The sequence below is a fragment of the Bradyrhizobium sp. USDA 4532 genome (assembly GCF_024171315.1).
Lineage (GTDB): Bacteria > Pseudomonadota > Alphaproteobacteria > Rhizobiales > Xanthobacteraceae > Bradyrhizobium > Bradyrhizobium australafricanum.
On sequence record NZ_JALJZN010000001.1, the window covers coordinates 4,097,085 to 4,119,929 of the forward strand.

The following is a 22,845-nucleotide window of genomic DNA, read 5'->3' on the forward strand; positions in this document are numbered from 1 at the left end:
GGGCTTGAAATCGAATTCATCAAATTTTGAGCTGGTTTCGCGGAAATTGTGCGCGCAACGGGCCTGCAAAGCTTTCATGCGACTAGGAGCTGCTCTATCCCCGACCCGAGGCGCTGCAGCGCGACTTTGAACCTGCGGGAGGCCATGAATATTCCGACATGATCTCGGGCTCTGCCGTCATCTGTTCGGTGCTCACCGCTTAGTGTCGGTGACCTCACACTTGTTTAAGCTCCGGCTCGTGGACTGGTGGATGAAGCCGCACGAATCGTCATGCTTGACGCGCTGCGTGGCTAGCGAAATGCACGGTTCGGCGACCGTATCAGGCGATGGGCGCCGTGACCGAAATTCTGTTAGGTTCGCTCGACGTATGGTAAGCGCCCTGCTGTGAGCGGCGCGGCGTGCGTGGGGATCGAGCGCGACATCCTGGAAAAAGCGACGGCGTGCTTCGCGAGAGTGCAGCAGTGAAGCGTGCCTTCGATCGAGTGCAATTGCCGCTACATCTGACCGGTGTCGATGGTGTGTGAGGTGCTGCATAGCCCGGCCGCGGTGATCGGCGCTTCCCTTGGCCTCCTCGACTTCCGAGGCCTTGGCCAAGGCCCAAATTGGGATCACTTTTCCCAGGTGGCGAACCATCGCGCTCAAGCTTCGTCGGGCTAATGTAGCCATTAGAGAGTGGCGTCAGTGTTGGCAAAGCTGAAGCGGGCATGCGCCGTGTCGACCGATGCGGATGACGCGGCAGCGGACTCAGGCAAGCGACCGCCTTGCGCACCAGGGCGCCAAAGTCCTTTTTCTCGTGGAATTTCCTCTAATCGCCTGCAAATCTTGCGTGTTTCGGCGAAGATACGCTTTACATTTGGCCTCCCACCCGTTGAGCAGCAGAGAGAATATAGTGCTTCCACGCTTCCGTTCCGCTATGTCGGCGCCAGCCAGCGAAGGCGGGCTATCGGCTCTCTTCCGACCGAACTCGGTAGCGGTGATCGGCGCAAGTCCAACTTCGGAGACGCGTCGTCAACCCCTCGAACTCTATAAAAAGATCGGGTATTCGGGGAAAGTGGCCGCGGTGAATCCCAAGTACGAAGAGGTTGCAGGTTACCCCTGTTATCCGTCCCTCAAGAGAATGCCGTTCGTGCCGGATGCGGTACTCATTCTGCGAAATCGTGAGGCGACGCTGGCCTCGCTTGAAGAGGCCGCAGACGTCGGGGTACGGGCGGCGGTGGTCCCAGAGATCGGATTCGCGGAGTCTGGTGTGGAGGGGGCGGCGGCGCAAGCCCGGATTGTGGATGTAGCACGAGCGTCAGGAATGGCCATTCTCGGTCCGAACTCCGGTGGAGTGATCAATTGGGTTGATCGCGTGCATCTCAACCTGTCAGCCTTCGAGGTCCGCCGTCCGGGCCGCGTTGCCCTTTTTTCGCAAGGTGGAGGAACAAAACTTGCTCTAATGGGAAGTGGGCGTGGGATCCGCTGGAGCCACGCGATCACCTGCGGGAATGAAGCCGTCACGGGAAGTGCCGACTTCCTTCGCTACTTCGTGGACGATCCACACGTGGGAGTGATCTGCGGTTTTATCGAAACGATTCGCGATCCTGAGCGCTTCTTTTTTGAATGCGACCGAGCGCGCACCGCCGGCAAGTCAGTCATCCTCCTGAAGCCAGGACGCACGGAGGCCTCCCGAGAAATGGCCACGGCGCATACAGGCGCACTTGCCGCACCATATCGGTTTTACCGCGAACTGTTCAAAAGGTATGGTGTGGTGCAGGTGGACTCGTTTGAGGGATTGATCGCCTCTGCCATCGTTGCGCTAGCTGGACGATCTCCGGGTGAAGGCAGACTTGGAGTGGCCTGCCCATCAGGTGGGCTGATCCAAATGTATCTGGACGAGTCGGCGAAGTGCCCCGCGCTCAGTTATGCTGAATTTCAGCCACACACTGCGAAAGCGCTACGCAGCCTTCTAACCGACTCCCTCGCCTGCAGGAACCCTCTGGACTTCTGGGGCATTCAGAACCCACAGGAAAACTCCGAGAAGATTTTTCAGACCATCGCAAGCGACCCGAACGTCGACATTTTCGCTTCTCTCTATGATCCAAATCATACGGGCGCGACCGGCGCGGCATACGAGACGTGGGCTGACTGCGCAGTGGAAGTCGCCGCGGCGACGGACAAGCTCGTTACCTTGATTACACCTGTGGATGGTTCGACTCCGCCCGAGAAAGTCGAGGATCTCCTCGATAAGAATGTTGCCGTCCTGGGCCAACGGGAGGCGTTTCTCGCCCTCGATCGCGCGGTGAAGTCGGCGCGGCCCGTGCCACCATTGGCAGAGGAGCCGCCGGTCGACAGATCTAGCATGGCGAAGCGGCTCGATGGGTTCGACGGAAAGCCATTCTCAGGGAGGCCGGCGCTCGACTTCCTGGGCGCTGCGGGCATTCGGGTCGTCGAGAGCCGTTTTGTAACGAGCGTTAATGCCGCCGTAACCGCAGCAAACGAACTGGGATACCCGGTCGTCGCGAAAGTCGGCGACACGGGCGCGTTGCATCGAACCGAACTATCCGGCGTGATAACGAACCTGAGGGATGCGCACGAATTATCCGCGGCAGCGGCAAAGATCTTTGCGGGAGGCTCGCAACTTCTCATCGTTCAGCCGTACGTACGAGATGGGATTGAGATGATTCTCGGCCTCGAGACCGATGATGTCCTCGGGTCATTCGTACTCGTTGGTCAGGGCGGCATCTGGACGGAGATCATGGATGACGCAGCTCTCCGCCCGGCCGGTCTTCGGATCGGCGAGCCAGAGCAGATGCTTGCCGAACTGCGCGTACAAAAGCTTCTGTCCGGGTTCCGCGGCAGTCCTGTGCTTGATACAAAAGCTCTAATTGCGGCAGTGAGGAGGCTCGATGCGATTGCGCGAAATCTGGGCGACCAACTGCGCTCGATCGACATCAATCCTCTTATCGTAACCAGCCAGGGCGCCGTGGCTGTCGATGCGCTTGTCGTCCCCGCGCGAAGAGCGCGCGACCTACACAGGAAATGGGAATAACACTTAGCTGTGCGACACATGACATCGCCGGGTTCAAGGTTGAAAGGCGTTGTGGCGCTCACCTTTGCGTCAACCTCTAGCGTCCCAAAATGGTGACGCAGGCGGAGGCAGAAGTGATGACGATTTCCGGTCGCAGCAAGAACAAATTTGCGAACTTCAGCGCTTTCTCGACAGGGAAATGGTCGATGCCGACATTTTGAAGTAAGTGCGCATGACGTCGTGGGCGATACTAAGAGAACCGACGTTGCGACGGTTCGCGATAGAGACGGTCTGCAAAACGCTTCGCGTCACGCGTCCGAGATGAGAGCCGTCGTGACCGTACAATTGTGGTCTTGCGCGGCTACGATGGCTTTTAGATGAGCTGCGACGACGTTGAAAAGGTTCGCGTCGCATTCGCACTCGACTGTTGCGACCGCGAGGCGATAAGCCATGTCGCGACCACCGCAGGCTTCAGAGGCGAGGACGTCCGAGATCTCATGGTAACTGGTAAGCTATCGCAGATGTCCTCCTAGAAGCCTCCGTTGACGGCGAAGGCCATGAGTCGACTGGGAAGTCCGGGAATGGGCGCGACGCCGCCGTCGGTCGCGCCCAGGCTGTCACGCGTAGGTCAACTGAAGCATTCGAGGTGAATGCTGCTCAGGTTGCTCCATGCTCAACCCTTCCCTGGCCGTTTGGGTGCTGTGCGCGAGGAAACCCATGATGTTTCGGATTCGAATGGCGCGAAGATTGAGTCGCGCCACTGGAATGCTGCCTTCGCCCCTTCAGTGCGTGCCAACTCACGGAAGTGCTTGAACTCGGAATCCGATCTACTAATGATCAAGTCGGCGGCGAAGCCATATCGCAGAGCAGAATCGAGGCCTGCCGCGTGGAGCGTGTTGTTGAGTACTTTCTTGTTCCACACCAAGGTTGGCAGTGCGACCCGAGACATGCGCTTCGCGATGCGCGTCACCTCTTCCTCAAGTCGATCCTTGGGGAAGACACGATTTACGAGGCCGAGCCGGTACGCCTCTTGGGCGTCGAACATGTCTCCCGTATAGATCAGTTCGCGGCAACGCTGACCGATCAAGTGCGACATCATCGGCAGTTCCGTGTCACCAATCCCCATCCGGGCCTCAATCAAACCGAATCGCGAATCGTCAGAGCAGTAGCGAATGTCACACAACGTAGCCAAGTCCAAGGCCCCGGCCAGACAGTAACCGTCGATCATCGCGATAACGGGCTTGGAGCAGTGAAACACTGAATGCAGAAACTTCACGCCGTGATCGAAAGACCTGTTCAAATCATTGATGGTCCAATCATCAATGTTTGCCGGCCCGAACTCGGTCTTATCTTCATCCATATCAAATCCGGTAGAAAACGCCCGGCCGCCCTCTCCCTTGACCACGATCACGCGAACGTCCGGATCGCGTTCGGCGATCACGAGCGCATCTTGAAATTCGTTGCAGAGCTTAATTGAGAACGCATTCCTTTTGGTCGGCCGATTCAGAGTTATCCACGCGACACGGTCGTCCGCTTTGTAGAGAATGGTGCTGTACTCCATCAGATGCTCCTTTGGTTTTGTTGCTGATGACTCTTCATCGAATTTAGAGAACTCTATCCGAACGCGGCGACACCTGCGGGTAGACGCCTATCTTCCGGTACAACGACGTCTCTTTGCCGGTCGTTTCCGGATGTTCTCGCGCGGCCGCACGAAAAGCGCATGAATCTAATCGAACGTGCTTTATCTCCAAGGCCGCGCACAATCACGTCTAATCGTCTTACAGCTCCAACAAGAGCTTTCGTATCGACAGCAACAGCGACTCCCACATCGCGGAGGCGTTTTTGTGCTCGCAGTTCAGCGAGCATCTGTACTCGTCCACCCAATCGAAGGCTTGGCGGTATGGAGTGGAAGCACTTATTTTCTCTGGGTGGCTATCCCGTCAATCCAGACAAATCGAACGATAAACTATGTCATCGCCGAGAAACCCCGAATTTTGCGGGTGATTGGAGCAAATTCTGCGAAAAAGATAGTCTGACGCCGCACGTTGGCGCTGAACCAGCGCGCTTGCCCGAGTCGGCAGCTGGCGCGACATCATTCGCCACTGGTCGAACCCGCGCACGGCCGAACTAGCGTTCCGAACACCCACGCCATTTTCGAAGTCCTTACGGTTCATAGAGACACTCTAAAGCGCATCGAGCTGACGCAGCACAGGCATAAGCGCAGAGGCTCACAATGCGTGATAAAGCATGTCGCCGAGTTGCGAAGGGGGCATCCGCTGCGGGTTGCAACAGCAGCAGGCAGGCTGGTCGCAGTGCGATGTGACGCTTAGACAGCTTCGCAGCGATCCATTGAAAGACGTCAGTCATGATCTGCACGACGCACAGAATGTCTCCGTTGCGAAGACCGCCCCATTGTTTCATTGAGGGTCACGGGGCGGCCGCCGGACGTTCCACGACGATCATGTCGGTGCCAAGATCGGCGAACAACATCCGGAAAACGGCGACCTTCCCCCATTCAGAAGGCCCACCGTCGATCCGTTAACGCCAGCGCTCCTCCTCGCTATCGTAGGCGCCCGACAGCGGATCTCCGACGTCCATCAGCTCACGTTTGAGCACCTTATTGCTGGTGGTGGTCCGGGGGAGCGCTGACGTGAATGCGATGTATCGCGGCACCTTGAAAGATGCCAGGCGCGCACGAGCATGCGCGAGGATGCGTTCCGGCGGCAGATCGGCCGACCTGAGACCTTTGTGCAATTCCACGTAGATCTTTACTTCCTCCCCGCGCTTATCGTCGTGAACCGGTACCGCGGCCACGTCAGCAATCTCCGGGATCTCTCGAATGACAGATTCGACCTCGCGAGCAGCTATGTTCTCGCCCGAGCGTCGAATCATTTCCTTTTTGCGTCCTACAATCCAATGAAATCCAAATTCGTCCTGGCGGAAGAGATCACCAGTTTTAAACCATTCGCCTTCGAACAATTCGGCATTCGCGTCTGGCTTATTCCAATAGCCCAGTAGTATTCCACGACCTTTCACCCAAAGCTCGCCGATCTCGCCGACCGGCGTCGGACTGCCGTCGTCGCCTACTAAACGAATCTCTCGAAAGGGGGACAGAATCCCGACCGAGCCAGATTCGTCCATCTCTTCAAAGTCATTTGGGAACTGAGTACCCATACCGATCTCAGTCATTGCATAAGCGTTCTGGCCGCGCACGCCGAACCGCTCACGAAAGCGGCGCACCGTGTCCGCATTCCATACACCGCCAGACATCCCTGCCTCCTTGAGGTTTGTCGATGCGACGTCGGCAGTCGCGGCAATTGGCCCGGGGATCGGACACCACTCAATACGGTATGTCTTGAGCCAATCAACAAAACGCGTTGAACTGAGATGCTGAGCTACATAAAGTGTACCGCCCTGTAGCCACGACTTAAGGATCAACAGCTCGCCGAGGACATAGGAGAAAGGCGACCAACACAGGTACGCCTTGTAGGGGCGACGGTCCATAAGGGCATACTGATACGTAAACACACCCCAGTAATCGTGGGTCAACATGCAGCCCTTCGGAAAACCCGTTGTCCCCGAGGTGTATTGGATGTTCAGCAGATCGTTCGGGCGAACATCCTCTTCGACCGGCGACTCGTCGGCACCCTTGAGCAATTCATCGAGGGTAGTAGCTGTCTCGCGGGAGGGCTGCCCGACGAGGATCACGCGCTCTTTGGCGAGATCTTGCGGCCAAGGATCCATCGCGGAAAGCACGGACCACACTGACTCATCGACGATTGCGAATTTTGCCTGTGCATCGCTCAAGACGTATCCGACTTCTCTTGACGTATAGCGCATGTTGATCGCGACCAGCACCGCACTGAGCTTTGCGCACGCGAACCACAGGATCGGGAATTCGATCCGATTGGGAAGCATCACGCCGATGTGATCGCCCTTGCGCACCCCGAATGCGCGCAGCGCATGCGCACACTGATTTGACCTACGGTCCATCTCTGAGTAGGTAGCGCGCTGGCCGCGCTCGAAGATGTCGATCGCAATCGTTGAGCCATGTGTTCTCGCGCGCTCGGAGACCAGCTGAGCAACCGTAACGGTCTGATAAGCAGACTCAAGCTTGCCAAACGTACTCAACGCGTTTACCACGCGGTCGTGCAACCGGTGTTGCGTCAGATCTGTTGAATTCATCGATGATTCACCTGATATGCGCCGTACGAGCTCTCGGCGAAGATATTAGTCCAGCCCTCATGCCTCGGGGATATCGCGCTTCACCTTAGCGCGATTCTTGCGCCGGCCCGCCGTGGACGAGGCAGCTCCGCGTGAAGCTGCGCCAACTCCATCAATCGCTCGCGCACGCATCCTTGCATGCGTCCGCTGCGTCGGGTGCCGGCATCGACATGGACCAGAACCTGCTCGCCCGTGGCTGCCGGCTCGGCTTGACCATCAAGCGCAATCACGTGAAAGAGATGGATGCGCTTGTCGTCTACTCCCAAAATCTGTGTGAGCACCTGAACGCGGTCGCCAACGCGGATCTCCCTGAGGTGCGACAGGTGCGTTTCCAGAGTATAGTAGCTTCCATATTTTGAGCGATAGTCGCGATCGACACCAATGCGATTGAGCAGGTTGCTGGTCCCGAACGTGCAAAGCTCAAGGTAACGGCTTTCGGTGACGTGGCCGTTAGCATCTAGCCAATCAGATGGCATATCTAGCATCGCAGACCGCAGTGGGCTTGAGTCGCCGGCGACGACTGCGGGAGCGCTGTCGCGCAGCCCCTGCTCCCAACGCGCGAGCGTCTCACCCGCTCCGTGACGTTGTGACCGCAGTCCCTGCAACAAGGCAACGAGGCAGTCGTCGCGCTCCTTCTCGGTAATATTATCAGTCCTCGCCTGCGCGTCCGACTGTTCGGCGAACTTGTCCAGGAATGCGTCGGTTAGTTCGGGCACGTCGGTGAGCTTCGACAACGGCCATTTTAGATAAGGCCCAAATCGCTCCATAACCTGGCGCATACCCGTCCCGCCGCTGGCCATTCGGTAGGTCAGAAAAGGCCCCACGATCGGCCGACGGAGTCCGAAAGAGTAACGGACCGCATCGTCGACCTCCTGCACGGTGGCCAGGTCATCATGCACCAGCCATAGCGCCTCGCGCCATACCGCCTCCTGGAGCCGGTTTGCAATGAAGCCGTCCACCTCTTTACGCACCACAAGCGGGTGCATTCCGATTTTCCGGTAGATCTCGGCAGCCCGCACCAGTGTCTCGGGAGGAGTATTCTGTCCGGCACACAGCTCAACCAATGGCAGCAGGTAGACGGGGTTAAACGGATGCGCGACGAACACGCGCTCGGGATGATCAGTGCCCTCCTGGAGCAACGACGGGCGAAGCGAGGATGTCGAGGAACAGATTAGGACGTCGCGTGCCGCCACCCGGCTCGCCGTCGTAAGCAGCTGCCGCTTAAGCTCAAGCCGCTCGGGCGCAGATTCTTGCACTAGCTCGACTTCGACAACTGCGTCCTCGATTGATTGGACCAACTTCAGCGTCCCCTCGGCCGGCAGGGTAACCTGCGTCAGCCGACGATATGCTCGCCGCGCATTGGCCAGGATCTTCTGTACTTGATCCATTGCACCAGGTGCCGGATCATACAGCCGCACATCCACTCCATTTAAGAGGAACCGCGCTGCCCACCCGCCCCCGATCACCCCGCCCCCTAGCAGCCCGACTCCGCGCGGTAGCCTTCCAGACATGGTCTTTGACCTCTCAGGCATGAACTTTGAGCGCGAGCTTGGCGCGTACATCATCTGGACCCATCACCCGGACGCCAACTCGTTCGAGAATCTCGACAGCTCGCTGCACGAGCTCAGCGTTGGTCGCTAGACGCCCGCGGGATAGGTACACGTTGTCCTCTAACCCTACCCGCACGTTCGCACCCACCAATGGCGCCAGCGCCACATATGGAAGCTGCTTCCGTCCGATCGAGAAGGCCGAGAAGATAGAGCGAGGCGGAAGCCGATGTACGAGCGCCATCAGCGTAGTCAGATCGTCCGGCGCGCCGTAGCGAATCCCCATGCACAGCTGGATTAGAGCCGGATCATCGATGAGCCCCTCCTCAATAAGATCGTTCACCATAACAAGCTGGCCTGCATCAAAGACCTCAAGCTCGGGGCGAACACCGAGCTCCTTCACGCGCACGGCCATCGCGCGCAACATCGCCGCGCTATTGACCAAGATGTAGTCGCTACCAGCACCCCAATTCATCGTTCCGCAATCCAGCGTGCAGATCTCAGGCCGCAGTTCTTCCACATGCACCAACCGCTCGATCGCACCGGCCATATCTGTTTTTGCAGGGTCAAGCGGGAGGGGAGAGTTCGCCCCCCCGAGCACAAGATCGCCGCCCATCCCTGCAGTTAGGTTGAGCACCGGATTCACATCGGAGTTCCGAATGCGCTCAACAACCTCCCGATAGAGCGAGACATCTCGCGAACCGCGCTTGGTTTCAGGATCGCGTACGTGGATGTGCACCACAGCTGCGCCAGCGCGTGCCGCCTCGATAGCCGAATTGGCGATCTCCTCAGGGGTTATCGGTACGAGCGGACTACGTACGGCGAATCCGCCACCTGTGACGGCACAAGTAATGAAAACCTCGGAAATCATCCTAACTTTCCTGTCCCTGAAGCTGGCTATCCCAAGCCGCCACACAACGGCAACGATCTCTCAACTCGTACGCCGCAGTAAGATCAGGATTCAACGAATTTAGCCCGCTCCAGCGCAGTAATTCCTCGCCATGACCCGAAAACGTAGGTCATTGAATCGCGAATAGCGCAGCGAGGCGCCATTCGCCCATCTTCGTCCATGGGAACCCGCCACCGAAGACTCCGCATCCGGCTTGTATCTCGGCCATTGCGTTGCTTTTTCTGTGGGACTGCGATGACCGCCGTCAAAACCAACCGGTCCGAGCGACGTCGACGCTTGAAAGTCGAGTATGCCTGATCCGCGCAACCCGATCTTTATCAAAAAAGGTTCGCGACCTCCTCACGTCGGCGCCAAGGTGCACGAAAGCTTCCCATTCTACCGATGAAGTCCAGAATCTCTGCCACGCGAGGCTTGCACCAGCAACTCAGATCTGGGACGCAGCAATAGTTCCGGAGGGAGATCGAACGTTCCAAAGTCGCCAAGAGACACTTGCACTTCCTGGCGCCGTCGCTTGTGTAGAAGAAATGGCGGAGATATCACTTACTTGCCGCGCCGCCGAGAGATTGGCCGTGTACGGATGGCGGCAATAATCTAATTCTTGATGGAGTAATATCTGAACATGGCGCAGAACAGTGGCGCACTCGGCATATTGCAGTTGCAAAATACCCCACAGACTATGGCGGGATCGCTCAGCAATCCCGCTACCTTTCGATTTCCTACAATTTGCCGCCAGGTTCCAGGCGCATGGACTAAAAATGTCGTTTTTGGCGGCGAGGACGACAAAATGGAAGCCGCATTCATAACCGCGGCAAGGCATTTGGTGCGTGAGGGCGCCATCGCGATCACGAGCAATTGCGGTTTCACGATCAAGTACCAGAAGGCAATGACGCAGGCCCTCTCGGTGCCAGTTTCGATGTCCTCCTTGCTCCTTCTGCCGTATCTCATTGCCACCATCAAGGGACGCGTCGGCATATTGACGTTCGATTCAAGGCCGCTGACGTCCGTACTGCTCAGACACGCAGGTGTTGAGTCACATGATCGCATAACCGTTGCCGGCATCGAAAATTCCGAGACCTGGAGGATCATGTCGGGACCAGAGAATAATTACTCGATTCCGCAGGTAGCGAGAGATGTTGGGGCCGCAATTGCACTTATGCGCAAGCGGTGCGATGACGTTGAGGCTATCCTATTTGAATGCGCGGGATTTCCGATAGTAACGCAGCAGGTGCGCGAGCAGACGCGGCTGCCGGTATATGATGCGGTAACCAATGCGGAACTATTGATGAGTAGATACGAAATCGCAGTCTAAAAACGGACCAAAGCGTCGTTACCCATCGAGACAGAGGCGCAGTAGATCCCTTTGCATGAAGAAGTGGAGCCCCCCCGGAGAACGGCATACCGGTTCGTTGGAGACTCACTGCGTTGTTTCGACGTTCAGGCGTGCTCGCAATTTCTGTACGATAGGCGGACGGCAAACTGGGAGAGCACTGAGCAGCTGCTTATAAGATCTGCAAGTCCGAAGCTCCAGATTAAAGACTTCCGAGGGGTACGCTGGAGGCCTTGTCGATCAAGTGCGTTTCTAGAGACCCGCTCGCTTACTTTCCTCCTTTTCGGCGGTTGAACGAGACTCAAAAATTACGCTGAATGGCGAGAAGCGTCGATCCGGCGGGCGCACAGCATCTCATCCAAAAGCTTGTGCTTGCGCTCCAGGATAAACAGGCCGCCGACAAGCGGCGCTGGCAGGCCAGGCTGCCCCGGACCGGTTTGGCACACCGAGCCCAAGCGGTCATCCTGAGACTTCCAGTCGATCACGCCGCCAACGGCACCAGCGAGTTGCCCATCACCTCAACGGCGGACGGAGCATGCAAGAGTCGCGCAACTCTGCTTCTGAATGAAATGAAAAGATTTCCACGACTGCCCCCGCTCTTCAGTCCCCTCACATGGCGACTAAAAAGAAGAACGTTCGCTCGCCGGAAAGCCGACCTTCTTCGTCGTCCGATACGCGGATGACTTTGTCATCCGAGTTGAGGGAACACAGGACGAGGCGGAAGCGGAGTTTCTCAAAGAGGAATTTGCGCATGGAGCTGTCTGCGGATTCCGATGATCGCGCGCAGGTATTCCAATCTGATGCCGCGCAGCGTTCCGATCTGATCGCGCGCAGGTGAAGTACCCGATCGTTAAAGGCAATTGGCACTATCGTTAGCCCGTGGTCAAGCGGCTGCCGAAGAGATCGCGTCGCATGTTTGATGGTGTCGCTCGATGGAGCGAAGCTGACCGGACGCGCGCCCCCAACAGTGCCGTAGCGGCCGGTCAGCTTCGCGGGCTGCAGTCCCGGTCTTCATTGGCAGACCGCGTAATCAAGGCCGAGGAAGAACGGGCGGGCGACGCATGGAGTCACCGTTCAGTTCGAGCCTGTGAGCGTTGTGAAGCAGGCGATCGAGTATGGCATCAGCATAAGTTGGGTCGTTTATGAGCTCATGCCATTTGGCAATTGGAAGCTGGCTGGTGACGAGCGTCGACCGACGGCCGTAGCGATCTTCGAGGATTTCGAGCAGATGATGCCGCGCGTTGGCGTCGATGGCCTGGAGGCCCCAATCGTCCAAAATCAGGAGCTCGACGGCGGCGATGCTCTTCATCCGCGAGCTGAGTCGGCCGTCGCCCCGGGCAAGGTCCAGTTCTTCGAACAACCGCGGCAGCCGGGTGTAAAGTACCGAGTGGTTGTCCCGGCAGGCCTTGTGACCAAGTGCACAGCCAAGCCAACTTTTCCCGATGCCTGTCGGCCCGACAATGGCGCAATTCTCGTGGTTCTTGATCCAGTCTCCCTTGAGCAGCATGTCGAACAAGCGGCGGTCGAGCCTACGGGGGGCGCGGTAGTCGATATCCTCGGGCACGGCATGATGACGCAGCTTTGCCTTACGAAGGCGAAGCGCCAGGCGCCGGTTGTTACGCCAGGTCGCTTCATGGTCCAGCAGCAGCGCCAACCATTCGGCGTGAGCGAGGCCATGGACCTCCTCGTTGTCGGCAAGGCTCTTAAAGGCCTCGGCCATGCCGGTAAGGCCGAGCTGGGTAAGCAAGTGGAGCGTGGGGTGTGTCAGCATTTTCTTCCCTATTAGTGGTAATAGTCCGAGCCTCTGATGTTGGTGTGTAGGATCGGCTCGCGCTCGGGGGACGTGGGCGTTGCAACGCGATCGAGCCCCTTCTCGAGGATCGATTTGACGCTCGGGTAGTTGCGAGCCTGGATCTCAATTGCGCGCAGCGCGGCCGCCTCGAGGCGCTCGGCGCCAAAGCGCTTCTCAAGCCGGATGATCCCCAGGCACGAACGATAGCCCTGTTCGGGATGCGGCCGATCCTCGATGATCCGGTCGATCAGCAGGCGCAGCATCGGGCCGATCCGGCTTGCCTCGCTGCGGATCTTTGCCGGCGTCCACTCGCCATAGCGCCGGTGGCTGGAGGGCATGTGGGCGCTGATCGTCGTGTGCCGCCCGTTGCCGCTGCCGCGCATATGCGCGGCAATACGCTCGCCCCCCAGGAAGATTTCAATCGTTCGCGCACAGATCCGCGCTTCTACCTCGCGACGGGCGAAGCGATAGGGCACCGAGTAGTAGTGTCGTTCGACCTCGACGTGATAGTCGAGCCCGACCCGACATCGGCGCCATTCGGCATGGACCCACGGCTCGCCGGGAAGCGGTTTAAGATTCGGCGCGTCAATTTCCTCGAACAGCTGGCGCCGTGTGCGGCCATACTGGCGCAGCACCCGTCCGTCATTGAGCTTGGCCAGCCACTCGGCGATCGCACCGTTGAGTTCGGCCAGGCTGTAAAAAGTTCGGTTGCGCAGCCGCCCCAGCAGCCAGCGCTCGATGATTCCGACGCAGGCCTCAACCTTCGCCTTATCTCTCGGGCGACGCGGCCGTGCCGGCAAAATCGCCGTGCCGTAATGCTGCGCCATATCGCTGTAGCTGCGGTTGACCAATAGGGTCATAGAGGCAGGCCTTGATCACCGCGACCTTGGCGTTGTCGGGCACCAGCAGTTGCGTCGCGCCGCCAAAAAAGCTGTAGGCCGCGTTATGTCCCGCGATCCAGTCGCCGAGCTGCTCGGTCCAGGTCGCCAGCGCGAACGACAAGCTGGATGCGCCCATGACCGCCACGAAGATGTGCGCGTCACGCACCTCGCCAGTCTTACGGTCAACCACCGGCACCGTGTCGCCGGCATAGTCGACAAACAATTTCTCGCCGCCGCCGTGGTGCTGGCGCATCACCTGCGGCAGCCGGCCTTCCCAATTGCGGAACAAGTCACAGAAGCGGCTGTACCGGTACCCGTCCGGATGCTCCGCAATGTACTCGTCCCACAGCACCTGCAGAGTCACATGCTTGCGCTTGAGCTCGCGGGCAACAACGGACCAGTCAGGCTCGGCCACCTTGCGGCGACCAGGCTTCACGCCAGGCACCCCGTACAGCAGTTGCTCCAGCTCGGCGTCGCTTGTCGCTTCCGGGACCGGCCATGCCAGACCCGCGCGCGCAAACCGCTTCAGCGTGTCACGTACCGTCGTCGGTCCGATGCCGACGCGCTCGCCAACCACGCGCGTCGAGAGCCCAGCCTCAAGGCTCAGCCTCACAATCTCGCGCACCTGGCGCATGATAACCCTCCTCGTTGGCATCCAATCCTCCCAGCTGCTTCCAGCCGGAGAATTGGCCCAACGATCGGGCTTCACACCATCCGAAACTGCGCGCGATCAAATCGGAATGCTGCGCGGAGAATGCTCGGAATGCTGCGCGCGATCATCTCGGAACCCTGCGCGCCATCAAGTCGGTACGGTGCGCACCATCATCTCGGAATCCGCAGCTGTCTATGGAAAAGACCCGCGATCACCGAAATCCAGGAATGATTTGACTTGATCGGATATTGGGTGATTCAGAACGGGGCTCTATACTGGGGCGTCGGTTGGCAAGCTCTTCATTCCGAAGAGCAAGCTGAAAGATCTGCATCATAAGATCAAGGTCATGGTCAGGGCGACGCCGACGGGCGACACGCTGGCGGATCTCATCGACAAGCTCAACCACATAATCACCAGATGGCGAAACTACTATTGGTACGCCACCGGAGCCAACAGTGCCTTCAGCTCGCTCGACTGGTGACTCTGGCAGCGCGTCGGGCCCTGCCTGAAGAAGCACGGGCAAGCGACGTGAACGCATTCACCGCCGCGACCCTGTCCGGCGTGGAAACAAAAGGGCATAGGCAGACGGGAAGACCCAAGTGCGGCCGTTCGCCGAACGGGGCACCCTGCACTTTCCCGACCGACGCATGCGCATATTATTCAATCGATGGAATGCCGACCCGGACGAGTGGTTCCTGCCAGGAGCTGACAAGTTCTGAAAGACAACCAACGCTCTCGCACAACTGCGAGGGCCACCCAAGGCCAGCGCCTCGCATGGAGAACCGGATGCAGGGAAACTCGCATGTCCGGTTCGGTGAGAGGGAGGAAGAGACCCACCTAGCAACGAGGCACGGCGCTTCATCCCTACTCTACAAGGAAGGCTTCCGAGGCATCGATGGGCGGAACCAAGCCGAGCCATCGCGCCCCGGCACGACAGAAAACACCCTCAAAAATGAAACACTGGCCGGAGTGTAGCTCGCGTTTTTACTTGCCGAGTTCGGCCGTGAGCTCCGGAACCGCCTGGTAGAGGTCGGCGACCAGGCCGTAATCGGCGACCTGGAAGATCGGCGCGTCTTCATCCTTGTTGATGGCGACGATCACCTTGGAGTCCTTCATGCCGGCCAGATGCTGGATCGCGCCGGAGATGCCGATCGCGACATAAAGTTCCGGGGCCACCACCTTGCCGGTCTGACCGACCTGCCAGTCGTTCGGCGCATAGCCGGCATCGACCGCGGCGCGCGAGGCGCCGACACCGGCGCCCAGCTTGTCGGCCAGCGGCTCGATGTACTTGGCAAAGTTCTCGCGGCTCTGCATGGCCCGGCCACCGGAGACGATGATCTTGGCCGAGGTCAGCTCGGGGCGGTCGCTCTTGGCGACCTGCTCGCCGAGGAAGGACGACAGGCCCGGATCGGCCGCCGCCGCAACGCTCTCGACAGCCGCGCTGCCGCCCTCACCGGTCGCGGCGAAGGTCGAGGTGCGCACTGTGATGACCTTCTTGGCGTCCTTCGACTTCACGGTCTGAATGGCGTTGCCGGCGTAGATCGGCCGCTCGAATGTGTCGGGGGCGACGACCTTGATGATCTCCGAGACCTGCATGACGTCGAGGAGAGCAGCAACGCGCGGCATCATGTTCTTGAAGCGCGAGGTCGCGGGCGCCACGAAGGCACCATAGGAGGGCGCGAGCGAGACGATCAGCGCAGCGAGCGGCTCGGCGAGATCGTGAGCATAGGCATCGCCGTCGGCGAGCAGCACCTTCGTCACGCCGTTGAGCTTGGCGGCGGCGTCCGCCGCGGCCTTGGCGTTCTGGCCGGCGACGAGCACCTCGACGTCGGCGCCGAGGGCAGCGGCCGCGGTCAGCGCCTTGTTGGTCGCATCCTTGAGCGACGCATTGTCGTGTTCGGCAATCAGAAGCGTCGTCATCAGAGCACCCCGGCTTCGTTCTTGAGTTTCGACACCAGCTCGGCGACGTCCTTGACCTTGACACCCGCCTTGCGGCCCGGTGGTTCCGTCGTCTTGAGCACTTCAAGGCGCGCGGTGACGTCGACGCCGTAGTCGGCGACGGTCTTCTCCGCGATCGGCTTCTTCTTGGCCTTCATGATGTTGGGCAGCGAGGCATAGCGCGGCTCGTTGAGGCGGAGGTCCGTGGTGACGATCGCCGGTCCCTTCAGCTTCACGGCCTGGAGGCCGCCATCGACCTCGCGCGTGACCTTGAAGTCCGAACCTTCGACCTCGAGCTTGGAGGCGAACGTTGCCTGCGACCAGCCGAGCAGAGCAGCCAGCATCTGGCCGGTCTGGTTGCTATCGTCGTCGATCGCCTGCTTGCCGAGGATGATCAGGCCCGGCTGCTCTTCTTCCGCAACCTTCTTCAGGATCTTGGCGACCGCGAGCGGCTCGACATTGCCTTCCGCCTTCACCAGGATGCCGCGGTCGGCACCCATGGCAAGACCGGTGCGGATCGTTTCCGACGCTTGCGCCGGACCAATGGACACCACCACGACCTCGGTGGCCTTGCCGCCTTCCTTCAGGCGCAGCGCTTCCTCGACCGCGATTTCGTCGAACGGGTTCATCGACATCTTGACGTTGGCGAGTTCAACGCCCGATCCATCGCCCTTGACGCGGACCTTGACGTTGTAATCCACCACCCGCTTTACCGGCACTAAGATCTTCATCGATCCCCTCACTTGAACCTGGGAGGGGATTATCATGAATAGATTGAGCCAAATCGTGGAGATCGCAAGGAAAACGCCGGTTTTATGCACGAGCGACCCTTGGCACGCAGCAAAGCGCCTGTGTCTGGCTAACAGCGTGATGGAGCATTTCGGTTTCGGCTATGGTTTGCCATGAAACCAGATATTTCAGAACCCCGCCAGCAGCTGATGGCTGCCCACGTTGCGTTTTTTGGCCTCATTGATCCGTGGGGCAATCGTATCGCGGCACAATAGCTGCTTCACGTGAGGCGATTGAGGCGGTGCGCGTGGCAGAGATGAGCCTGCACGGGTTCCTAAACGTCCCGGCAAGGAGCTCCGTAGTCTTTGCGCGATGATCGAAACCAGATGGGTGGGCGCCGTTGAGGCATGGGGAAGAAGGGAGTGTTCGAAAGAATGGAGTCTGCTGGTTTTTACCGGTGGCGGACTAAACTGCGAAAGCAGAACGGGATCAGAGCATGCCGGGAAGCGTCTCAAAATTGGGCACCGCAGACCGATGGAGAGCACAAGGTCAGGCGTGGAAGGTGAAGGCTGTATTGCCTGAATCCCAGTTTCCAGTCGGAGGGTGGCAGCGGCGACGCAGCTGACCGGCTGCGCCACGCGGGGCGGATCCCACCGGCCAGTGCGATTTGGCACCAGTTCGCGTGGAACGACCACCGATCTGTGGGGGGCGAGACGAATGGACAACTAAACACACTGCAACTCCCCACGCACGCAACTACGGGATCGTCTGCAGCAGGTTCTTTCGAGATCCTGTATGGCGGCGGAGCCGTCATAGTACCCAAACGCCTAGCGTAATGGCTGGACAGCCGCTGTGAGGCGGTCGATCATGCTTATAAGGCCGGGCGACAGGATGGAATGCGCCTCCGATCGGGGAGGACCTTGCCACCCATAGCGGCATATTTGCAGTATGCGTAAAACACGTTCTTCGACGGAGGGGTTCTGCCGATGCAGACCGTCATGTTTTCGTAGGACCACTCGAAGAGGTGCGGAGATCTCGTCAGGCGGAAGGCCGAGTTTTGGTCGAGGACCGGCATTGCATTGGCAAGGTTTTCCCTTAGGAAGCTCTCGCGCTCGGCGGCCTCGTCATGCACCACGACATCTAGGCCTGCCCGCATGAAGTGCGCGGCCCAGCCAGATCCGATCAGGCCGCCGCCGACACAAGTGACCTTGGCGATCTTGCGAGCTCCAGGAGTTCCGACGTCTGACATCCCTCTACTCCAGTGTTGGACTGTCGTCTTGGGATGACATGAGGACATCGACTGCCTCCATCTCCGCTCGAGCACGTGACGGAATTGATATTGGAAACTTCACTAACTTGAGCTTGAGCTGCCAGCCATCGCGAAGAAAGAGCCGGGCCGTGTCGTCCCTTGTCGCTTTGATGTGGCAGCGCGGCCCGAAACACGTTCAACGCTACCGCTCAATCATTTCCGTGATCTCCTGGTGGCGTCCGCCCACTCCGAAGTGACTGGAGGCTCTCAGAAGACCTGCATCGACGATGGACCTTTGCTTCTGAGAAAACGGCAGCGAGCGGTTGGCGGCGCCGACCAGTCATTCTATGCATTTACTGGTTCGGATCCGGAGCTGCATGAAAGCCTCGCACAGCGACCAGATGTCTGAACGCTCACGCTGCGATTTGACTATTGATCGGGAGGAACGATCGTGCATCTCTTGGGCATTGGACGAGGAGCACGACTGTCGAGAGGTGAAGGGCTCGCATGAAGGTGAGGTGACGTTCTGGCCTGGCAGGTCTCGATGCCGAGGCCGAAACGATCGGTGACGACATCGTTCCCGACCCTTGTTGCAAACAGGATCGCTCATGGAAGGCTCGGCGGACGGCCGGGCCGCTCGACGTAGCGTCTCGGCAAGATCTTCTGGAGATCCTCGACGATCGCTGCGGCCGCCGCTCCACCATCGTCACCAGCCAGCTCACCGTCGAGCACTGGCACGCACTCATCGACGACTCCCACCTACCACAACTGAGACTCTTCGTTTCGTGTTAAGTCTTTCGGCGGCTCTCGACAGGACGCGCGACACCTAGGCGGGATAGTCGCAACTGTTGGGTGCTGCTGCCTTGGGCATCGTAGCTTCCGCCCCACCTAACGCGTTGCTGTGCCCCCCTCGGCGCTGCGTTCACGGGTGCAGAATTACCTTGCCCATCGCCTTGCGGCTCGCGAGCACATCCATCGCCTCAGCTGTATGAGCGAGTGGGAAGGTCGCGTGGACGTGGGAGGAAAGCTTGCCTTCCGCAGCCCAGTTGATAAGCTTCCGCAGATTGGCGCGGTTCTTCACCGGATTGCGCTCCGCCCATACGCCCCAGAACACGCCGCGGATGTCACATGACTTCAAGAGCGGCAGGTTCAGTGGCATCTTCGGGATTTCGCCGGCAGCAAAGCCGATTACCAGGAAACGGCCTTCCCAAGCGATCGCGCGCAGCGAAGCCTCGGCAAGCTTGCCACCGACGGGATCGAAGATAATGTCGACGCCTTTGCCATCGGTCAGTCTGCGGAGTCCTTCCTTTAGGTCCTCCTTGGCGTAGTTGAGCGTCAGCTCAGCTCCGTGGGCTTTGGTGAATGCTAGCTTGTCCTCGGATGACGCGCAGGCGATCACCCTCAAGCCCATCAGCTTGCCGAGTTCGCAGGCGGCAAGGCCGGTCCCTCCGGCCGCACCGAGCACCGCAAGGCTTTCGCCCGGCTTCGAGCTACCGCGATCCATCAGCGCATGCAGTGCCGTGCCATAAACAACCGGGATACCCGCGGCCCGATCGTAGTCGAGGTTATCCGGAATCTTGAGAACAGAGCTCGCGGTGACGGCCACCTTCTCGCGGGCACCGTTGTAGCATGATGCGACGACACGATCGCCCACCTTCAGGTCAGTTACACCGGGGCCGACGCTGTCAACCACGCCCGCAACTTCCCCGCAGGGAGAAAATGGAAATGCTGGCGCGCCCTGGTACTTACCTTGAATCTGCAGGATGTCGTAGAAATTCAATGCCGCCGACTTCACAGCGACGACCACCTGGCCCCTTTCCGCCACAGGCTCGGGGAACTCTTCGAACGTCAAGTCTTCGGGTTTGCAAAACTGCGAGCAGAGAATGGCTTTCATTTTTTTGTCACGCGTAAGGTTGGAGGTTTTTCTTCATAGAGGATTGGCTAGAGCAGCTCGCCGCCAGCCGCCGAAGCTGTCGTGCCGTGGGTCTTATATGCCTTAATCACATTTCGACCGATCATCCATTTGTGCACCTCGTCTGGCCCGTCGACGAGGCGTTGCTGGCGGATCTGGGTGTACCACTGCGCCAGCGGCGTATCCTGACTGTAGCCGAGCGCGCCGTGTAACTGTATCGCAGTATCGACCACCTTGTGCACCATGTGCGCTAGGAAGAGCTTCGCCATCGAGTTCTCCTGGCGAAGGTCCATACCTTTCTCAGCCTTGTATGCAATGTGGAGCAGCATTAGACGAGCTAGGTAGAGTTCACTCGCGCACTCGGCGAGCATGAACTGCACCGCCTGGCGATCCGCCAGCATCGTCCCGAATGTCGATCGACTCGTTACGCGCGCCGTTGCCATGTCAAGCGCGCGCTGTGCCTTTGCGATGTTGCGCATGCCGTGACGCAGCCGACCGTACGCTAAGCGATGCTGCCCCATTGCGAAACCATTGCCTTCACCACCCAGCAGATCTTTGGCGGAAACCTTAAGGTCCTTGATCTCAATTTCCGATTCGCCGCCGTAGAGCTTGTCTTCATGCGGGCTTTCGATCGCCATTGTCTTGATGACGCGTTTGATCCGATAACCGGGATTCGGCAGCTCGACGAGAAAGGTCGAAAACTGCTTGTGGCGTGGTGCATTCGGATCGGTCTTCGCCATCACGAAAGCGACGTCGGCGACGCTCGCTGCGCTTGAAAACCACTTTTCCCCGTTCAGGATATAGTTCTCGTCCCCGTCCTTGACTGCCGAGGTTTGAATGCCGGTAGCATCGGCGCCGGCCGCCCTCTCGGTCATCGAAAAGCAGACGCGCTTCTCCCCATTCAATATGGGCTTCAAATATTTCTCTTTCTGATACTCTGTGCCGTACTCCAAAATCGTCAACATGGACGCATCGTCCGGCCCCTGCGTGTTCATCGACAGCTCGGCGAGAGTACTCTGGCTGACCTCCATCTGGACCAACGCGTTGGCGAGCTGACCCAAGCCCATGCCCCCGTATTCCTTTGGGATAAACGGACACCACAAACCCCGCGATCTCGCCTTCTTCCGCAATGGGCCAAGGACTTCGTCAAGGGACTTTTTGTCCAACTCCTTTTCCGCCGGAATGCATTCGTCTTGCACCCACTGGCGCACTTTTTCCCGAATTGCTTTTGCCTCGGAGGGAATTTCGAAATCGATCGCCATCTATTTCCTTTCTCATCCTCATTGCTGATGAATTCAATGAATTCTTCGCAGGCTCGGCAGCTCAAGCCTGCGAACTGTGATCGCCACGAGCGATCTTGATTTAGGGATGATCATCAGCTGCCGAAACACCATCTTCTCAGATTTCGCTGCAATGCAGTCGATCATCGCGATCACTTTGATGCACGCGACACGATCGTCGACCTGATAGAAAAAGATCAGGCGCCGCCCGCGGAGCAGATATCCAAGAAACACGCGTATTGCGTGCCGGCTTCCCTGAGCTTCCTGAACGACCACACGATGAGCGTTTTGATGCCGATGGAGCGCATTCGGACGCCTAAGATTTCGCCAAGTGCGTCTCAAGTCTATGCACGGCGGCAGCACGAAAGACGCAGAGATAGCTGACACCAGATTGTCGAGGCCTATTCTTAAGCACAACGCTCATGGCTTCCCCTCCAAGTTCCCATAGGGCTAAGCGCCGACTGTAAGGAAGACTCAAGATGGATAACTGCATTGATTCACGATCCGGCGCTAAAGTTCTGCGCTTCTCGACGTTATTTTGAGTTTGAGCGACGTGATTCCTTTTGGACTAAGGCCTGTTTACAGTCGGGGGATTCCCAGATCGGTCGAAGATTGATTCAAGGCTGAAAATGGAGATCAGCCTTGATTCGATTGATGTTAAGCGACAGCCAGTGGGAGCGGATCGCGCCGGAGCTGTCGGGCAAAGCCGGTGATCCTGGCGGCACAGGGCGCAACAACCGGCTCTTTATCGAAGCGGTGCTTTGGATTGCGCGCACCGGCTCGCCGTGGCGCGATTTGCCGGAAGCGTTCGGCAAGTGGTTCACCGTCTACACGCGCTTCTGGCGCTGGGCGCAGAAGGGAGTCTGGGAGCGGGTCTTCAAGGCGCTCTGCGAGGATCCAGATTTCGAATATGTCCTCATCGATGGCACGCTGGTCCGGGTCCACCAACATGGCACCGGCGCAAAAGGGGGACTCAAAATCAGGCCATAGGTCGCTCGCGTGGCGGCTTGACCACCAAAATCATGGCCTTGGTCGACGCCCTCGGCAATCTCATTCGCTTCGTGCTGTTACCCGGCCAGCGTCACGACAGCATCGGCATCGAACCTTTGATCACCGGCCTCGATTTTGCGGCGCTGATCGGCGACAAGGCTTTCGACAACAACTGGCTGCGCGCCAACCTCGATGAACGCGGTGCTGCTGCGGTCATTCCGTCCAAAGCCGATCGCGCCGGCCGTATCCCGCATGACGCCGAAATGTACAAATGGCGCCATCTGGTCGAGAACTTCTTCTGTTCCCTCAAGGCATTCCGGCGCATCGCAACTCGTTACGAAAAGACCGATACCAGCTTTGCCGGCCTTCTCAATCTCATCGCGAGCTTCCTCGCAAGCCGCTGA

At 58.8% G+C, this 22,845-nt stretch carries 16 protein-coding genes and 2 pseudogenes; 5 read left to right on the forward strand and 13 right to left on the reverse strand.

Annotated elements, in window-relative coordinates:
- Nucleotides 1-913: 913 nt before the first annotated feature.
- Nucleotides 914-3,031 carry an acetate--CoA ligase family protein gene (locus J2R76_RS18930; protein WP_253624550.1) on the forward strand — a complete coding sequence of 706 codons (2,118 nt, stop codon included), beginning with the start codon at nt 914-916 and terminating at the stop codon, nt 3,029-3,031.
- A gap of 652 nt (nt 3,032-3,683) precedes the next feature.
- On the opposite strand, the gene J2R76_RS18940 is transcribed toward J2R76_RS18930, so the two are convergent.
- The 4 genes from J2R76_RS18940 to J2R76_RS18955 form a co-directional block, all read right to left on the reverse strand.
- Nucleotides 3,684-4,571, reverse strand: coding sequence for an enoyl-CoA hydratase/isomerase family protein (locus tag J2R76_RS18940; RefSeq protein WP_253624551.1), 888 nt, complete (start codon nt 4,569-4,571; stop codon nt 3,684-3,686).
- Nucleotides 4,572-5,548: 977 nt separating this feature from the next.
- Nucleotides 5,549-7,195, reverse strand: a complete 1,647-nt coding sequence (locus J2R76_RS18945; protein WP_253624552.1) for a class I adenylate-forming enzyme family protein — start codon at nt 7,193-7,195, stop codon at nt 5,549-5,551.
- Between the two features lie 80 nt (nt 7,196-7,275).
- Entirely contained in the window at nt 7,276-8,799 is a 1,524-nt protein-coding gene (locus tag J2R76_RS18950; RefSeq protein ID WP_309143545.1) for a 3-hydroxyacyl-CoA dehydrogenase NAD-binding domain-containing protein, read from the reverse strand.
- Nucleotides 8,759-9,652, reverse strand: coding sequence for a 3-keto-5-aminohexanoate cleavage protein (locus tag J2R76_RS18955; protein ID WP_253624554.1), 894 nt, complete (start codon nt 9,650-9,652; stop codon nt 8,759-8,761). Before J2R76_RS18955 ends, J2R76_RS18950 begins: the two co-directional genes overlap by 41 nt.
- Before the next feature lie 658 nt (nt 9,653-10,310).
- Here J2R76_RS18955 and J2R76_RS18960 point away from each other — a divergent pair.
- A complete protein-coding gene (locus tag J2R76_RS18960; protein WP_253624555.1) occupies nt 10,311-11,000 on the forward strand; it encodes an aspartate/glutamate racemase family protein in 690 nt (229 codons plus the stop codon).
- A 627-nt stretch (nt 11,001-11,627) separates the two neighbouring features.
- Here J2R76_RS18960 and J2R76_RS18965 read toward each other — a convergent pair.
- The 3 genes and pseudogenes from J2R76_RS18965 to istA form a co-directional block, all read right to left on the reverse strand.
- Nucleotides 11,628-11,771 (reverse strand): hypothetical protein, encoded by a 144-nt coding sequence (locus J2R76_RS18965; RefSeq protein ID WP_253624556.1) that lies wholly within the window; start codon nt 11,769-11,771, stop codon nt 11,628-11,630.
- 277 nt (nt 11,772-12,048) lie between these two features.
- Complete coding sequence (gene istB / locus J2R76_RS18970; protein ID WP_253624463.1) at nt 12,049-12,789, reverse strand: IS21-like element helper ATPase IstB; 741 nt, start codon at nt 12,787-12,789, stop codon at nt 12,049-12,051.
- Between the two features lie 11 nt (nt 12,790-12,800).
- Nucleotides 12,801-14,325: pseudogene (istA, locus tag J2R76_RS18975) on the reverse strand (IS21 family transposase).
- A 343-nt stretch (nt 14,326-14,668) separates the two neighbouring features.
- Between istA and J2R76_RS41045 the strand changes: the two are divergent.
- Nucleotides 14,669-14,824, forward strand: a complete 156-nt coding sequence (locus J2R76_RS41045) for a group II intron maturase-specific domain-containing protein (protein WP_375166576.1) — start codon at nt 14,669-14,671, stop codon at nt 14,822-14,824.
- A 503-nt stretch (nt 14,825-15,327) separates the two neighbouring features.
- Here the strand turns inward: J2R76_RS41045 and J2R76_RS18980 are convergent.
- The 3 genes from J2R76_RS18980 to J2R76_RS18990 all read right to left on the reverse strand — a co-directional run bounded on the left by J2R76_RS18980 (nt 15,328) and on the right by J2R76_RS18990 (nt 18,259).
- Nucleotides 15,328-16,263 carry an electron transfer flavoprotein subunit alpha/FixB family protein gene (locus tag J2R76_RS18980; RefSeq protein WP_253624557.1) on the reverse strand — a complete coding sequence of 312 codons (936 nt, stop codon included), beginning with the start codon at nt 16,261-16,263 and terminating at the stop codon, nt 15,328-15,330.
- Nucleotides 16,263-17,012 (reverse strand): electron transfer flavoprotein subunit beta/FixA family protein, encoded by a 750-nt coding sequence (locus J2R76_RS18985; protein WP_253624558.1) that lies wholly within the window; start codon nt 17,010-17,012, stop codon nt 16,263-16,265. Before J2R76_RS18985 ends, J2R76_RS18980 begins: the two co-directional genes overlap by 1 nt.
- A gap of 869 nt (nt 17,013-17,881) precedes the next feature.
- Complete coding sequence (locus J2R76_RS18990; protein WP_253624559.1) at nt 17,882-18,259, reverse strand: 3-hydroxyacyl-CoA dehydrogenase NAD-binding domain-containing protein; 378 nt, start codon at nt 18,257-18,259, stop codon at nt 17,882-17,884.
- A gap of 636 nt (nt 18,260-18,895) precedes the next feature.
- Between J2R76_RS18990 and J2R76_RS18995 the strand changes: the two are divergent.
- Nucleotides 18,896-19,021, forward strand: a pseudogene (locus tag J2R76_RS18995) (ATP-binding protein); the annotation flags it as partial.
- A 160-nt stretch (nt 19,022-19,181) separates the two neighbouring features.
- Here J2R76_RS18995 and J2R76_RS19000 read toward each other — a convergent pair.
- From J2R76_RS19000 to J2R76_RS19010, 3 genes are read right to left on the reverse strand one after another with little or no spacing between them, the layout of a single operon-like run.
- Entirely contained in the window at nt 19,182-20,153 is a 972-nt protein-coding gene (locus tag J2R76_RS19000) for an NADPH:quinone oxidoreductase family protein (RefSeq protein WP_253624560.1), read from the reverse strand.
- Nucleotides 20,154-20,200: 47 nt separating this feature from the next.
- Nucleotides 20,201-21,433 (reverse strand): acyl-CoA dehydrogenase family protein, encoded by a 1,233-nt coding sequence (locus tag J2R76_RS19005; protein WP_253624561.1) that lies wholly within the window; start codon nt 21,431-21,433, stop codon nt 20,201-20,203.
- Nucleotides 21,434-21,466: 33 nt separating this feature from the next.
- Complete coding sequence (locus tag J2R76_RS19010; protein ID WP_253624562.1) at nt 21,467-21,727, reverse strand: hypothetical protein; 261 nt, start codon at nt 21,725-21,727, stop codon at nt 21,467-21,469.
- Nucleotides 21,728-22,093: 366 nt separating this feature from the next.
- On the opposite strand from J2R76_RS19010, the gene J2R76_RS19015 reads away from it, so the two are divergent.
- A protein-coding gene (locus J2R76_RS19015) for an IS5 family transposase (protein WP_253624563.1) occupies nt 22,094-22,845 on the forward strand; the annotation gives its coding sequence in 2 pieces (ribosomal slippage) (nt 22,094-22,424 and nt 22,424-22,845; 753 coding nt in all).